This is a genomic window from Sphaerotilus sulfidivorans (genome assembly GCF_013426975.1).
In the GTDB taxonomy this organism is placed as follows: Bacteria; Pseudomonadota; Gammaproteobacteria; order Burkholderiales; family Burkholderiaceae_C; genus Sphaerotilus; species Sphaerotilus sulfidivorans.
This window is the reverse complement of record NZ_JACCPY010000015.1, coordinates 56058-69307: the sequence shown is the minus strand read 5'-3', so window position 1 is coordinate 69307 and position 13250 is coordinate 56058. Positions and strand designations below refer to the sequence as shown.

Below are 13250 nucleotides of genomic sequence, written 5' to 3'. Positions count from 1 at the left end.
CCTGTCCTCCGTGTCACTGCAGCGCCAGGCTGCGGCGCAGCGCGGCGCGCAGCGCGTCGGCATCGAAGGCGCGCCAGCGCGCCGCCACATGCTGGTCCGGGCGCAGCAGGTAGACCGTGCCCGGGCGGCCGTCGTAGCGGCGGCTCAGGTGGCCTTCGGTGTCGAGCAGATCGCCTGGTGCCGTGGCGCTGCCCAGGCGCTGCACCCGGCGCAGGCCGACCGGCACCGGCAGATCGTCCGGCAGCGTCACCGGCGTGTCGCCGAAGACCAGCAGCGTGAACTCGCCCGCCGCCACCTGGCGCAGCAGCCAGGTCGGCTGGCCGTCGACCGCCACCGGCGCATCGTCCATCGGCGCGCCCGGCAGCATCCAGCCCTCGAAGCTCTCGCCCGCGCGGTCCGGCGTCACCAGGGCGGAGGTGTGCAGCGTGGCTGGCACCGAAAGCCGGCCTGAGTTGACCAGCGCGCGGGCGAACGCATGCTCGCGCGCCAGGCCGAGCACCGCGTTGCGGAATCGCTTCGACATCGCGCTCTTGGGCGTGATGAAGTCGGTCGAGCGGGTCGAGTTCAGCAGGTTCTCGTCGGCGGCGAAGGCGCGCTCGGCGTGGTAGCTGTCGAGCAGCGTCTCGGGGGCGCGGTCGCTCAGCACGGCACCCAGCTTCCAGCCGAGGTTGTCGGCGTCCTGGATGCCGGAGTTGGCGCCGCGCGCGCCGAAGGGGCTGACCTGGTGCGCCGCGTCGCCGGCGAACAGCACCCGGCCGTGGCGGAAGTTCGTCATGCGCCGGCACTGGAAGGTGTAGACGCTGACCCATTCCAGCTCGAAGGGCCGCTCGTCGCCGAGCATCGCGCGAATGCGCGGGATCACGCGCTCGGGCTTGCGCTCCTCGTCCGGGTCGGCCTCCCAGCCGAGCTGGAAGTCGATGCGCCAGACATGGTCGGCCTCGCGGTGCAGCAGCACGCTCTGGCCGCGGTGGAACGGCGGGTCGAACCAGAACCAGCGCTCGGCCGGAAAGTCCGCCTTCATCACCACGTCGGCGATCAGGAAGCGGTCGCGGAAGACCCGGCCCTCGATGTCCAGGCCGAGCATCGAGCGCACCGGGCTGCGCGCGCCGTCGCACACCACCAGCCAGTCGCAGGCCAGCGTGAAGGTGCCGTGCGGCGTCTCGACCTGCAGCGTGGCGCCGGCGCCATGCGGCTCGACCTGCGTCACCTTGTGGCGGAAGCGCATCTCCAGCGCGGGCAGCTCGCGGGCTCGCGCCACCAGATACGCTTCCAGGTAGTACTGCTGCAGGTTGACCATGCCGGGCCGCTCGTGGCCGGCCTCGGGCAGCAGGTCGAAGCTGAACACCTCCTCGGTGTCCAGAAAGGTGCGCCCGACGTTCCAGGTCACGCCCTTGTCGACCACCGGCTGGCCGCAGCCGAGCCGGTCGAGGATCTCCAGCGTGCGCTTGGCATAGCACAGGCCGCGCGAGCCGACGCTGACGGTGTCGTCGTCGTCGAGCAGCAGCACCGGCTGGCCGCGCTGTGCGAGGTCGATCGCCACGCTCAGGCCCACCGGGCCGGCGCCCACCACCACCACCGGGCGGCGGGCCGTGCCGGGCGCGGCGTCGAGCTCGGGCGCGCGCGGCGCGTCGAACTTCGGATAGCTGTAGGTGGAATGCATGGCTCAGCCTTCGAGCGTCTTCCACATCTCGATGTCGCGCTCGGCGGTCCAGATGCGCGGATCGGGGTATTGCGTGGCCTCGTCGTAGGCGCGGGTCACGTCGAAGGGCATGCAGTGGTCGAAGATGACCCAGCGGCCGTATTTCGGCTGCAGCGCGGCGTAGGTCTCGCGGTAGACCGCATTGAGGTCGCGGCCGGCGTCGGCACCGGCCTTCACGCTCGTCCAGACATCGCGGATGAAGTCGCGCGTCACCGCCAGGCCCTGCTGCACCTGCTCAGGCCCCTTCAGCGCCGGGCCGCGGCCGGGCACCAGCTGCGTGGGCTGCAGCCGCGCGATGTTGTCCAGCGTGCCGGGCCAGTCCTGGAAGTAGGCGTCGCCGGCATAGGGCGTGGCGTCGAACTCGACCAGATCGCCCGACAGCAGCGTCTTCTCGCCCGGCAGCCACACCACCGTGTCGCCCTTGGTGTGGCCGCGGCCGAGCTGCAGCAGCTGCACCTCCAGCGTGCCCAGCCACAGTGTCATCTTGCCCGTGAAGGTCATCGTCGGCCAGGTCAGGCCGGCGGGCACCGTCTCGACATTGCGGAACAGACGCGGGAAGCGGCCGATCTCGCTGGCCTTGTCGAACTCGCCGCGCTCGACGATCAGGTCGTAGGTGTCCTGGCTGGCGAGGATCTGCTGGCCGCCCTCGGCCATGTAGGCGCTGGCGCCCAGCACCCGCACCGCGTGGTAGTGCGTCATGACGACGTACTTGATCGGCTTGTCGGTGAGCTCGCGGATGCGGCGGATCACGTCGGCGGCCATCGCCGGCGTGGCCTGGGTGTCGGCCACCAGCACCGCATCGTCGCCAATGATCACGCCGGTGTTCGGATCGCCCTCGGCGGTGTAGGCCCAGGCGTGCTCGGAGATCTGCTCGAAGGTGACCTTCTTCTCCTCCAGATCGGCCTGGGAGGCGAACTTCTTCGTCGGGGTGGTCGGCGTGCTCATCGGATGGCCTTTGCAGTAATTTGCTATTGACGAACTGATTTGCTGATGGCAATCAATGTGCGGCAGTGTAGGTTGATGATTCGTCATTGGCAAATCAATTGTCTAGAGACAAACCCGGGGTGCGGCGCCGCAGCGGGTGCCACATCGGTTCCAATCCCTGTCGAAGAAGGAGAGACGACACGATGTCGAGACAGGACAAGGACGGCGACGACGAGGAGCGCGGCCAGCGCGCGGTGCAGTCGGTGGAGGTGGGCGGGCGGCTGCTGCTGGCCCTGTCGCGCAGCCCCGGGCCGATGTCGCTGAAGGATCTGGCGGCGCAGGCGGGGCTGCCGGCCTCGCGCGCGCACCCGTATCTGGTCAGCTTCGGGCGGCTGCGCCTGATCGAGCAGGACACGGTGAGCGGCCGCTATGCGCTGGGCGCGGCGGCGCTGCAGCTCGGTCTGGCCTGCCTGCACCAGCTCGACCCGCTGCGCACCGCGCAGCCGGTGGCCGAGGAGCTGGCGCGCTCGACCGGGCACGCGGTGGCGCTGGCGGTCTGGGGCAATCTGGGGCCGACGGTGGTGCGGCTGCACGAGGCGCGCCAGCCGCTGCATGTGGCGATGCGGGTCGGCACGGTGATGTCGGTGCTGGGCACCGCGACCGGGCGGGCCTTTGCCGGCGTGCTGCCGCCGGAGCGGGTGCATGAGGCACTGGTCTTCGGCGTCGGGCCGCTGGGCGAGCGCGCGGCGGCGGTGGCGCCGGCCGCCGAAGTCGAGGCCGAGCTGGCCACCGCGCGGCGCGAGATGGCCGAACACGGCCTGGGCCGCGCCAACGGCCGGCCGATTCCGGGCGTCAACGCCTTCAGCGCGCCGGCGCTGGACCACGAGGGCCAGCCGGCGATCGTCATCACCGCGCTGGACCACCAGGACCGGCTGTCGGCCGACTGGGATTCGGTCGCCGCGCGGGCGGTGCGGGCGGCGGCGGCGGAGATCTCGGCGCGGCTGGGCGGGCCGGGGGAGCGGGCCCGCGGTGGCTGATTCTCAGGCCAGCCGGTCGAGCAGCGGCATCAGCCGGGCGTTGGAATGCACGCCGAACTTCTCGCGCAGCCGGCGCGTCTGGTGGTCGATGGTGGAGACCGAGCGGTCGAGCTGGCGCGCGATCTCCTTGTAGCTCAGGCTGCTGGCAGGTGGCGCTGCTCCAGCACGGCTCGGGCCGCTGCCAGACGGCCTGCAGCCCGGGATCGGTCGCCTCGAACCGCAGTCCCAGCACCGTCGGCAGCAGCCCCGGTTCGCGCTGCATCTCGGCCTGCGGCTGGTAGCTGCGATTGCCCTCGGCCGGATCGACGAAGCCGCCGGGCCCGCCATCGACCCGGTCGGCGTCGAGCAGGTCGCGCAGCCAGTCGGCCGCCCGGTGCCAGCAGGCGGCCTCGTCGTCGAGGTGCAGCAGCAGCTCGGCGGCGATCTCGCGCCCTGGGCGCCAGCGGGTGGCGCCCGCGCCGCCCAGCAGACGCTCGCGCCACAGCCGCTGCAGGCGCAGCAGCTCGGCACCGGGATCGGTGCCGTGTCGTGCGTCGGAGCAGGCGTGTGCGGTGTCCATCAGGTCGGCAGTGTGGCGGGGGGCTTCAGCGTGCAGGACTCTGGGTTTCCAGCAGCTCGATCAGCGCCTGCCGGGTGGCGATCTCGGCGGCGTCGTAGGGCAGGGTGCCTGGCGGCAGTGTCTCGGCCGAGACCTGGGGCAGCAGCCAGTTCATCAGCCGTGCGGTGTCGGCATCCGACAGGCCGGAGTTCATCACGCCGGGCACCTGGACCAGGTACTCGCGTCCGCCGGGCAGCGTCAGCAGCCGGCCCGCCAGGCCACGCATCGAGGGCACGCCCTGCTCGGGCGCACCCCGGCCGTCGGCCAGATGGCAGCCCATGCAGTGCTGGAGATAGTGCAGCCGCGCCCGTGCCGCCTCCTGCGGCGACAGCCCGCTGCCGGTTCATGGCATCACCCGTGCGCGCAGATCGCGCAGCGCCTTGTGCGAGGGGACGGGGCTTTCGGCGCGCGCTGCCGCCACCTCGGCCGCGTCGAAGGGCATGCCCTCCCGGCCGTTGAGCGCAGCCAGATGCGCGCCGACCGCGATCAGATCGGCATCCGTCAGCGCTGCCTGCGCCGGCATCGCGCCGACGAAGGTCTGGCCCTGCGAGACGATGCGCCCGCTCAGGCCGTGCAGCAGCACCCGCAGCACATAGCCGCGACCCTCGGGCCGGGCCAGCACCGGCGAGAGCGGCCCGGCCAGCGCCGGCGCCAGGCCCGGCACGCCCTGGCCCTGCGCGCCGTGACAGGCGAAGCAGTTGCCGGCGAAGATCTCCGCACCGCGTGCGGTCGGCTGTCGTTGGCCATGCACCAGTTGACGTCGTTGTGCACGCCCAGGCGGTAGCCGGGGCGGTCGCCGTGGTTGGTGTTGCAGAAGCACGAGCCGCAGGGCGTGCGACCGCAGCAGTCGGTGTAGCTGACCAGGTAGTTCCTGCCGTCGGCCGGGTTCAGGCAGGTGCCGACCCAGGCGACCTTGGACGCGGTGCTGCCCGGCGGGCAGCTGGTGGCCGAGCCGCCGCAGCACGAGCACAGGAAGCCGTCGACCGAGCAGTAGCGCCAGTAGTCGCAGTCGGTGTCGGTGGGCGCGCCCTTCTTCCTGGCGCCCGCGCCGTGGGCGCCGGCGGCCAGCGCCTGGCCGGTGCGGTCCAGCCAGTTCCAGAGCGATGTCATGCGATCTCCTTGGCGATCTTGCGGTCCATGTAGTCCTGCACCGAGACCAGGCTAGGTCGCGGGTGGTCAGCAGGCTCTCGATCTGTTCGCGGGAATTGACCAGGCCCTTGCCGCGCACGATGCCGCGCTCGTCGATCAGCACCGCGTAGAGCAGCTTGCTGATGCGCCAGCTCATGCCCAGCTCGGCCGAGAGCACATACGGGAAGGCACCCAGGCCGGCGCGCCCAGCGCCGCCTCGGGCAGCAGCCGGTAGTTGTCGAGCGTGGCACGGAACAGCGCCATGTCACGCAGCTTGGCCAGCGCGCCGGTCAGCAGCAGCGCGCCGACGCTGGCCGCCGCGCAGCGGCCGGACTTCTTGCGAGGGGTCTGACGAGGGTCATGGATCATCTCCTGGGCAGGCTTGCAGCCCGACGAGGTCGATGCTGGGGAGCGCCTGCCCGGCGCGTTATCCCGTTCTTGCAAGCGCCGCCGCACCTGCGGATCCGCGACATCGCGTGTCTTCGCGATGGACAAGACCTGGGTGTTTCCCTTGGCGAATCGGTCCGGTCATGCCGGAATGCGATAGCTGGCTGTGCGCGGTGCGGCTGGCCCGCCTGGGCGCGGCTGGTGACAATCGGTCCGCACAGAACATTCCTTCTTCGGAGACAGACCTTGAACCGCCTTTCCCGTCGCCAGATCCTGGCCGCCGGCGCACTCGCGCCGTGGCTGCCCGCCGCCCTCGCCAGCGACTTTCCCTCGCGCCCGGTCACGCTGATCCTGCCCTTCGCGCCCGGCGGCGTGGCCGACATCACCGCGCGCACCGTCGGGCAGGCGATGGCGCCGCTGCTGGGTCAGCCGGTGGTGATCGACAACCGCCCCGGCGCCGGCGGCATCGTCGCCACCCAGGCGGTGCTGGGCGCACCGCCCGACGGCCACACGCTGCTGCTGATGAGCAACGCCACCGCGGTGAGCGTGCACCTGGTGCGCAAGCTGCCCTACGACGTGCAGCGTCAGCTGCTGCCGATCACCACGCTGGGCTTCTTCGAGCTGGGGCTGGCGGTGCCGGCGAACTCGCGCCTGGGCACGCTGAAGGATCTGCTGGCCCAGGCACGCAGCCAGCCGGGCAGGCTCACCATCGGCACGATCGCGGTGGGCAGCACCCAGCACCTGAGCGCCGAGCTGTTCAAGGCCCGCACCGGCATCGACGCGGTGGTGGTGCCCTACAAGGGCTCGCCGGCGGTGATCAACGCACTGCGCACCGGCGAGATCGATGTGGCCTTCGAGATCCTCAGCCCGCTGCTGCCGCAGCTCAAGGCCGGCACGATCCGGCTGCTGGCGGTGACCGGCACGCAGCGTTTCGCCAGCCTGCCCGAGGTGCCCACCGTCATGGAGCAGGGCGTGGCCGACTACAGCGTCGACAGCTGGAACGCGCTGGCCGCGCCGGCGGGAACGCCCGCCGCCGCGATCGAGCGCATCCGCGCCGCGGCCACCCAGGCGCTGGCGCAGCCGGCGGTGGTCGAGCGGCTGAGGGAACTCGGCGTCAAGGCCCGTGCCAGCCAGCCGGCCGAGCAGGCCAGGCTGCTGGCCGACGAGATCCAGCACTGGGGCCGGGTGGTGCGTGCGGCGAAGATCGAGCCGGAGTGAACCTGATCCGTGCCCACCGGCCGATGCGGCTCAGGCGTCCGTCGGCCTGACCCGTACCAGCGTGTCCGAGGGCCGCTCGCCGAACTGGCGCCGATAGTCGACCGAGAAATGGCCGAAGTGCCAGAAGCCGTGCCGGGTGGCGATGTCGTGGATGCTGTCGCGCTGGCGGCTGCGGCGCAGCTCGCCGCGCACCAGGTTGAAGCGCAGCGTGCGCAGATACTGCATCGGCGACAGGCCGAGCACCGACTGGAAGGCATAGCCCAGCGTGCGCGCGCTGGTGCCGGCCTGCCGGGCCAGCGTCTCCAGCGTCGGGGCGTCCTGCGGGTCGGCGGCATGCAGCTGATCGAGCATCAGCGCACAGGTGCGGTTGACCAGCTCCACCCGGACGCATCGGCGCTGTCGCCCAGCTGCGCGCGCAGCACCGCCGCGTCGACGACCAGGCCGGTGAGGCGGCAGTCCGGCGGCGTGCGCAGGTCGATGTCGATGTCGCCGTCATGGCTGCACAGCAGTTCTTCCGGGCCGATCGGGTGGCCGTCATGGGCGCCGCTGCCGATCTCGCCCTCGGCATCGACGAAGGCGAAGCCGAGCGTGGAAGGCATCAGCGTGCCGCGCTGGCGCACCGGCTGGCTGGCGGTGCATCAGGGCAGGGAGAAGGCGCGTGGGCGCGGGCGGTGTCCGCAGGCAAGCAAATGGCAGGCCGCGCCGGACCGCGCCGTTCCAGGTGGTCGTCATGCCGGGCCGGTGTCGGCGGCATGACCATCGGGATCTGCCCGGCAGGTCGCATCGATCGACCGACCGACTTGCGACTGACTTGCTAATGAGATCAATTCGCATTAAAGTTCTGCGCATGACAACCGATTCGATCGATGCGTCCGACGTCGCTGACGTTTCCGACGCCGCTGCGCTGCCTGATGTCCAGGTGCTGATGGGCGCGACCTTCGCGCTGATGTCGTCCTGGGCGACCCAGTCGGCCGAGGACGGCTGCACCCGCTGTCGTGCGCTGATCGCGCGCAAGGTGGTCTCGAACCTGTTTTTCCTGATCCACCATCCGCAGGTCGGCGATGGCCTGTCGCGGCTGCTGTCGACCTGCCACGAGCGCTGGCAGTGGCTCTCGGCGGATGCGCTGCAGCAGGCCGACCTGGCGCATGCGCTGGCCGAGCAGCCGCCGCGCGACGCGATGCACTGATCGGTCCGCGCGCCGCTTCGGCGCCCTTTCTGCCCTTTTCCTCTGCCCTCGCATCGAGCCAGCCAGACATCGCTCGCCCGCCAGATGCCGGTCCTGACGACCTCCATCCTGTCCTGACGAACGATGCATTCCGACAAGACCACGACCTCGACCGACCGCAACGGCGTGTGCGAGCCCCGGCTGCTCGCGCTGAGTCTGGCCCTGGCGCTGCCGCTGCCCGGCGTGGCCCAGTCCGTCGCCGCTGGCGTCACGGTGAGCGCCGAGGCCGCGGCCGCCGCGACGCTGCCGAAGATCACCATCACCGGCAGCCGCACCGATCTGGAGGCCGACGAGCTGCCCTTCACCGCCACCGCGCAGGATGCCGAGGCGATCGCGCGCCGCCAGGCCCGCGAGCTCAAGGACCTGGTCGCCGACGAGGTCGGGGTGTCGGTGCAGCAGCAGCCGGCGCGTTTCACCGCCGCGGGCTCGGGCACCGGTCGCGCCGGCAACGCCGGCATCAACATCCGCGGTCTGGAGGGCAATCAGGTGCTGATGCTGCTCGACGGCGTGCGGCTGCCGCAGAGCTTCAGCTTCGGCCCCTTCGTGACCGGCCGGGGCGACTTCATCGAGCCGGAGCTGCTGGCCTCGGCCGAGATCCTGCGCGGGCCGACCTCCGCGCAGCTCGGCAGCGACGGCCTGGCCGGCGCGCTGGTGTTGCGCACGCTGGCGCCGCAGGATCTGCTGCGCGGCGAGCGCGGTGCCCGCGGCCTGGGCGGCTTCGTGCGCCTGGGGGGCGACAGCGCCGACGCGTCCGGCGTGCTGACCGCCGCGGTGGCTGCCGGCACGTCGCAGCTGCGCGGCCTGGCGGCGCTGACCCATCGCCGGGGTCACGAACTCGACAACCAGGGTCGCAACGACGGCATGTCGGTCAACCGCACCACGCCGAATCCGGCGGATGTGCGCAGCACCACCGCGCTGCTGAAGATGGATGGCGATCTGGTCGCCGGCCAGCGCTGGGAGGCGGCGCTGGAGTCGCGCCGGCGCCAGGTCGACACCCAGGTGCTCAGCGCGGTCAGCAGCAGCTCGCTGTCGACCGCCACCCGCGACCACACCGACCGCGACCGCCTGAGCCTGGGCCACCAGCTGCGCACCGGCGCGACCACCGGCCTGACGGAACTCGACACCCGTGTCCATCTGCAGCAGGCCGAGACCCGCCAGCACAGCGCCGAGGACCGCGCCACGCTGGCCGACCGCACCCGCGACAACCGCTACCGCGAGCGGGCGCTGGGCCTGAGCAGCGAGGGCCGCATCCAGACCGGCGGGGCGCTGCCGCAGCGCATCAGCTTCGGCGTCGATCTCAGCCGCAACCGCATCACCGCGCTGCGCGACGGCACCGTGCCGCCCGTCGGCGAAACCTTCCCGGCCCGGCCGTTTCCCGACACCGATCACACCCTGCTGGGCGCCTTTGTCCAGAGCGAGATCGAGACCGGCGACATCACCTGGATGCCGGGCCTGCGCCATGACCGCTACCGGCTCGACCCGTCCACCGAGGGCTACAGCGGCAGCGTGACGGCGCTGAGCGGCAGCGCCTGGTCGCTGCGCCTGGGCGCGGTCTGGCGCCTGGACGCGGCGCTGCAGCCCTATGCGCAGTGGGCCACCGGCTTTCGCTCGCCCGAGCCGGATCAGGTCAACAGCGGCTTCAGCAATGTGGCCTCGGGCTACACCACGGTGGGCAATGCGGCGCTGCGGCCGGAGCGCTCGCGCGGCATCGAGCTGGGCCTGCGCGGCAAGGTCCGTGAGCAGGCGCTGGGCTGGCAGCTGGCGGCCTTCGACAACCGCTACCGCGACTTCATCGAGCAGGTCGCGGTCAGCGGCAGCGGCACGGTGGCCGATCCGACGGTGTTCCAGTCGATCAACCTCGACCGGGCCCGCATTCGCGGCCTCGAGGCGCGCGCGAGCTGGGATCCGGCGGGCCCGTGGAAGCTGCAGGCCGCTGCGGCCGGCGCCCGAGGCAGCAAGATCCGCACGGGCACCCGCGCGGCGCTGAACTCGGTCGATCCCTGGCAGCTCAAGGCCTCGGCCGAATATGACGCCGGCCGCTGGAGCGCCGGGCTGCACTGGACGCATCTGGCGGCCAAGTCGCGCAGCCGCATCGATGGCGCGACGCTGTTCGCGCCGGGCCGCGCCGAGGTGCTCGACCTGCGCGGGCACTGGCAGATCAGCCCGGCGCTGCGCCTGCAGGCCGCGGTGCTGAACCTGACCGACCGGACCTACTGGCGCTGGTCCGATGTGCGCGGGCTGGCCGCCAGCAGCAGCGTGATCGACGGCTACACCGCCCCGGGCCGCAGCGCGCAGCTCGCGCTGCAGGCGGACTTCTGAACCTTCCTGAGGCCTCCCACCATGAACCCGACCGATCTTCCGTCCATCCGCCAGGCCTTTGCCGAGGCCCGGCGCGCGCCCCGGCCGGCGCGCCACCGCGACATCGGCGATCGCCTGGGTCTGCCCGAAGGCTGCCTGGTGGCTGCGCATGCCGAGGCCTTCGATCCGGCCGAGTCGCCGATGCGCGCGCGCCGGCTGCGACCCGACTGGCCGGCGCTGGTGGCTGCACTGGAGCCGCTGGGCGAGGTGATGGCGCTGACGCGCAACGCCTCCTGCGTGCACGAGAAGCTGGGCGTCTACCGCCACGCCAGCGTGCAGGGCCAGGGCCATGTCGGCCTGGTGCTGGGCGGCGAGATCGACCTGCGGGTGTTCTACGGCCGCTGGGCCCACGGCTTCGCGGTCGAGGAGACGCAGGCCGACGGCATGCTGCAGCAGAGCCTGCAGTTCTTCGATGCGCAGGGCGTGGCGATCCACAAGATCTTCCTGAAGCCGCAGAGTGATCGCGAGGCCTTCGCCGCGCTGGTCGAGCGCCATGCCGACGCGCAGGCCGCGGCGGCGCTGCAGCCGCTGCCGCCGGTCGCTCCTGAGCCGGTGCTGGAGGATGCACAGGTCGATGTCGCCGCCTGGCGTCAGGCCTGGGCCGGCATGCGCGACACCCATGAGTTCTTCGGCCTGCTGCGGCGCTTCCAGCTGCAGCGCACCCAGGCGCTGCGCCTGGCCGGGCCGGCGTTGGCCCGACCGGTCGAGCCGGGCGCGGCGCGCCAGCTGCTCGAGCAGGCCGCCGCCGGCGGGGTGCCGATCATGGTCTTCGTCGGCAATCCCGGCATGATCCAGATCCACACCGGCCCGGTGCGCCGCGTCGCGGTCATGGGGCCGTGGCTGAATGTGCTCGATGCCGGCTTCAACCTGCATCTGCGCGAGGATCACATCGCCAGCGCCTGGCGGGTGCTCAAGCCGACCGAGGACGGCCCGGTGCATTCGCTCGAACTCTTCGATGCCGCTGGCGACACCGTGGCGATGTTCTTCGGCGAGCGCAAGCCGGGACGCCCGGAGCGCACCGACTGGCAGGCGCTGGTCGAGGCCCTGCCGCCGCTGGCTGCGGTCGAGGCGCTGGCATGAACGCGCGTCGCCAGTGGCTGGGGCTGACGGCTGCTGCGGCTGCGGTTTCGCTGTGGCCCGGCCGGGCGGGTGCGGCCCGGCCGGCCGAGCGGGTGGTCTGCGCCGGCGGCGCGCTCAGCGAGACGGTCTGCGCGCTGGGCCTGCAGTCGCTGCTGGTCGGTGTCGACACCACTTCGACCTTCCCGGCCGCGCTGGGCCGGCTGCCGTCGATCGGCTATGCGCGCGCGCTGTCGGCCGAGGGCATCCTGTCGCTGGCGCCGACCCGGCTGCTGGCCACCGACGAGGCGGGTCCGCCGGCGGTGCTGCGCCAGATCGCGGCCGCCGGCGTGGCGGTGGAGCTGCTGCCGTCGCGCCATCGCTTCGAGGGTGTGGTCGAGCGGGTGCGCCAGGTCGGCTCCCTGCTGGGTCAGCCCGCACGCGCCGCCGCGCTGGCGGAGCGGCTGCAGCGCGACTGGACCCAGGTGCGCGGCGCCATCGTCGCGCGGCCGAAGGCGCCGCCGCCGCGGGTGCTGTTCCTGATGTCGCATGCCAGCACGATGGTGGCCGGGCGTGACACCGCCGCGCAGGCGATGCTGGACTATGCCGGCGTCAGCAACGCGATCGACGGCTTTTCCGGCTACAAGCCGCTGACGCCGGAGGGCGCGCTGCTGGCCCGGCCGGACCTGATCCTGACCACCGAGCCGGCCCTGAAGGCCGCCGGTGGCGCGGCCGGGCTGCTGCGCCAGCCCGGTCTGGCCGACACGCCGGCGGCCCGCGCCGGCCGGGTGGTGGCGATGGAGACGATGCTGCTGCTGGGCTTCGGCCCGCGCCTGCCCGAGGCGCTGCGCCAGCTCGATGCCGCGCTGCAGCGGTCGCTGGCATGAGCGCGCTGCCCGCGCCTCGATCGGCAGGGGCGTTCGCGCCCGGCCTGGCTGCCCGGCGCGGTGGCGGCTGCGCTGGTGCTGGCGGTGCTGCTGGCCTCTCGCTTCGGTGCGGTGCCGGTGGGGCTGGACGACTGGCTGGCGCCGCCGGGCACCGAGACCCCAGGCGCGGGTGCCCATGTGCTGTGGCATCTGCGGCTGCCGCGCATCGTCTTCGCGCTGCTGGTCGGCGCGGGCCTGGGGCTGGGCGGCGCGCTGACGCAGGCGCTGTTCCGCAATCCGCTGGCCGATCCCGGGCTGCTGGGCGTCAGCAGCGGCGCGGCCTGTGCGGCCGGCGCTTCGACACGCTGTCGGGCGGCGAGCAGGCGCGGGTGCAGCTGGCGCGGGTCTTCGCCCAGCTCTGGGATGTCGAGGCCGGGCTGCTGCTGGTCGACGAGCCGCTGGCCGCGCTCGATCCCGGCCTGCAGCTCGAGCTGATGGCGGCGATCACCGATTTCGCCCGCAGGCGCGGTCATGCGCTGCTGGCGGTGCTGCATGACGTGCAGCTCGCGCTCGGTCACTTCGGGCGGCTGTGGCTGCTCGGGCCGGACGGCCGCATGCTCGACCTGCCGGCCGATGCGGGCGACGAGCGGGTGCGCCAGGCGCTGCAGTCGCTCTACCGCATCGATTTCCACCGGGTCGACACGCCCGACGGGCCGGCGCTGGTACCGGCCCGCCATCGCTGGAGTTCCTGATC

General features: G+C 72.4%; 15 protein-coding genes and 2 pseudogenes. 8 read left to right on the top strand and 9 right to left on the bottom strand.

All coding sequences use genetic code 11. From position 1 onward, the window contains the following. Window positions 1-13: 13 nt before the first annotated feature. The gene (locus tag HZU84_RS11145) at window positions 14-1660 is read right to left on the bottom strand and encodes an FAD-dependent oxidoreductase (protein ID WP_149505561.1); all 1647 of its coding nucleotides are present in this window, start codon (window positions 1658-1660) and stop codon (window positions 14-16) included. A 3-nt stretch (window positions 1661-1663) separates the two neighbouring features. Next, on the bottom strand, window positions 1664-2644 hold the full coding sequence (locus tag HZU84_RS11140) for an MBL fold metallo-hydrolase (protein ID WP_149505562.1): 981 nt from the start codon (window positions 2642-2644) through the stop codon (window positions 1664-1666). Window positions 2645-2826: 182 nt separating this feature from the next. Between HZU84_RS11140 and HZU84_RS11135 the strand changes: the two genes are divergently transcribed. Further along, window positions 2827-3660, top strand: coding sequence for an IclR family transcriptional regulator (locus HZU84_RS11135; RefSeq protein WP_149505563.1), 834 nt, complete (start codon window positions 2827-2829; stop codon window positions 3658-3660). Window positions 3661-4244: 584 nt separating this feature from the next. On the opposite strand, the gene HZU84_RS11125 is transcribed toward HZU84_RS11135, so the two are convergent. From HZU84_RS11125 to HZU84_RS11110, 5 genes and pseudogenes are all read right to left on the bottom strand, one after another. Next, a complete protein-coding gene (locus HZU84_RS11125; RefSeq protein WP_149505565.1) occupies window positions 4245-4538 on the bottom strand; it encodes a cytochrome c family protein in 294 nt (97 codons plus the stop codon). A gap of 63 nt (window positions 4539-4601) precedes the next feature. Further along, window positions 4602-5009 (bottom strand): c-type cytochrome, encoded by a 408-nt coding sequence (locus tag HZU84_RS11120; RefSeq protein ID WP_180692903.1) that lies wholly within the window; start codon window positions 5007-5009, stop codon window positions 4602-4604. Beyond that, window positions 4991-5368 (bottom strand): annotated as a pseudogene (locus HZU84_RS11115) (methylamine dehydrogenase light chain); the annotation flags it as partial. The gene HZU84_RS11120 and the pseudogene HZU84_RS11115, both read right to left, overlap by 19 nt. Further along, a pseudogene (locus HZU84_RS20575) lies at window positions 5365-5591 on the bottom strand (thioredoxin domain-containing protein); the annotation flags it as partial. The pseudogenes HZU84_RS11115 and HZU84_RS20575, both read right to left, overlap by 4 nt. Further along, window positions 5540-5755, bottom strand: a complete 216-nt coding sequence (locus HZU84_RS11110; RefSeq protein WP_149505566.1) for a hypothetical protein — start codon at window positions 5753-5755, stop codon at window positions 5540-5542. The gene HZU84_RS11110 and the pseudogene HZU84_RS20575, both read right to left, overlap by 52 nt. Before the next feature lie 264 nt (window positions 5756-6019). On the opposite strand from HZU84_RS11110, the gene HZU84_RS11105 reads away from it, so the two are divergent. Next, window positions 6020-6991 carry a Bug family tripartite tricarboxylate transporter substrate binding protein gene (locus tag HZU84_RS11105; RefSeq protein ID WP_244954581.1) on the top strand — a complete coding sequence of 324 codons (972 nt, stop codon included), beginning with the start codon at window positions 6020-6022 and terminating at the stop codon, window positions 6989-6991. A gap of 30 nt (window positions 6992-7021) precedes the next feature. Here HZU84_RS11105 and HZU84_RS11100 read toward each other — a convergent pair whose 3' ends face one another. Both HZU84_RS11100 and HZU84_RS11095 read right to left on the bottom strand, forming a co-directional pair. Continuing rightward, entirely contained in the window at window positions 7022-7342 is a 321-nt protein-coding gene (locus HZU84_RS11100) for a helix-turn-helix domain-containing protein (protein ID WP_149505568.1), read from the bottom strand. Next, window positions 7342-7590, bottom strand: coding sequence for a hypothetical protein (locus HZU84_RS11095; protein WP_149505569.1), 249 nt, complete (start codon window positions 7588-7590; stop codon window positions 7342-7344). Before HZU84_RS11095 ends, HZU84_RS11100 begins: the two co-directional genes overlap by 1 nt. Before the next feature lie 248 nt (window positions 7591-7838). Here HZU84_RS11095 and HZU84_RS11090 point away from each other — a divergent pair, with 248 nt between their 5' ends. The 6 genes from HZU84_RS11090 (at window position 7839) to HZU84_RS11065 (ending at window position 13248) form a co-directional block, all read left to right on the top strand. Further along, on the top strand, window positions 7839-8177 hold the full coding sequence (locus HZU84_RS11090; protein WP_149505570.1) for a hypothetical protein: 339 nt from the start codon (window positions 7839-7841) through the stop codon (window positions 8175-8177). 123 nt (window positions 8178-8300) lie between these two features. After that, complete coding sequence (locus HZU84_RS11085; RefSeq protein ID WP_149505571.1) at window positions 8301-10535, top strand: TonB-dependent hemoglobin/transferrin/lactoferrin family receptor; 2235 nt, start codon at window positions 8301-8303, stop codon at window positions 10533-10535. Between the two features lie 21 nt (window positions 10536-10556). Beyond that, on the top strand, window positions 10557-11654 hold the full coding sequence (locus HZU84_RS11080) for a hemin-degrading factor (RefSeq protein WP_149505572.1): 1098 nt from the start codon (window positions 10557-10559) through the stop codon (window positions 11652-11654). Next, a complete protein-coding gene (locus HZU84_RS11075; RefSeq protein ID WP_149505573.1) occupies window positions 11651-12517 on the top strand; it encodes a heme/hemin ABC transporter substrate-binding protein in 867 nt (288 codons plus the stop codon). The genes HZU84_RS11080 and HZU84_RS11075 overlap by 4 nt, the downstream gene beginning before the upstream one ends. A gap of 60 nt (window positions 12518-12577) precedes the next feature. Beyond that, window positions 12578-12991, top strand: coding sequence for an iron chelate uptake ABC transporter family permease subunit (locus HZU84_RS21110; protein WP_338054801.1), 414 nt, complete (start codon window positions 12578-12580; stop codon window positions 12989-12991). Continuing rightward, window positions 12886-13248, top strand: a complete 363-nt coding sequence (locus tag HZU84_RS11065; RefSeq protein WP_149505575.1) for an ATP-binding cassette domain-containing protein — start codon at window positions 12886-12888, stop codon at window positions 13246-13248. Before HZU84_RS21110 ends, HZU84_RS11065 begins: the two co-directional genes overlap by 106 nt. The last annotated feature ends 2 nt before the right edge of the window (window positions 13249-13250 follow it).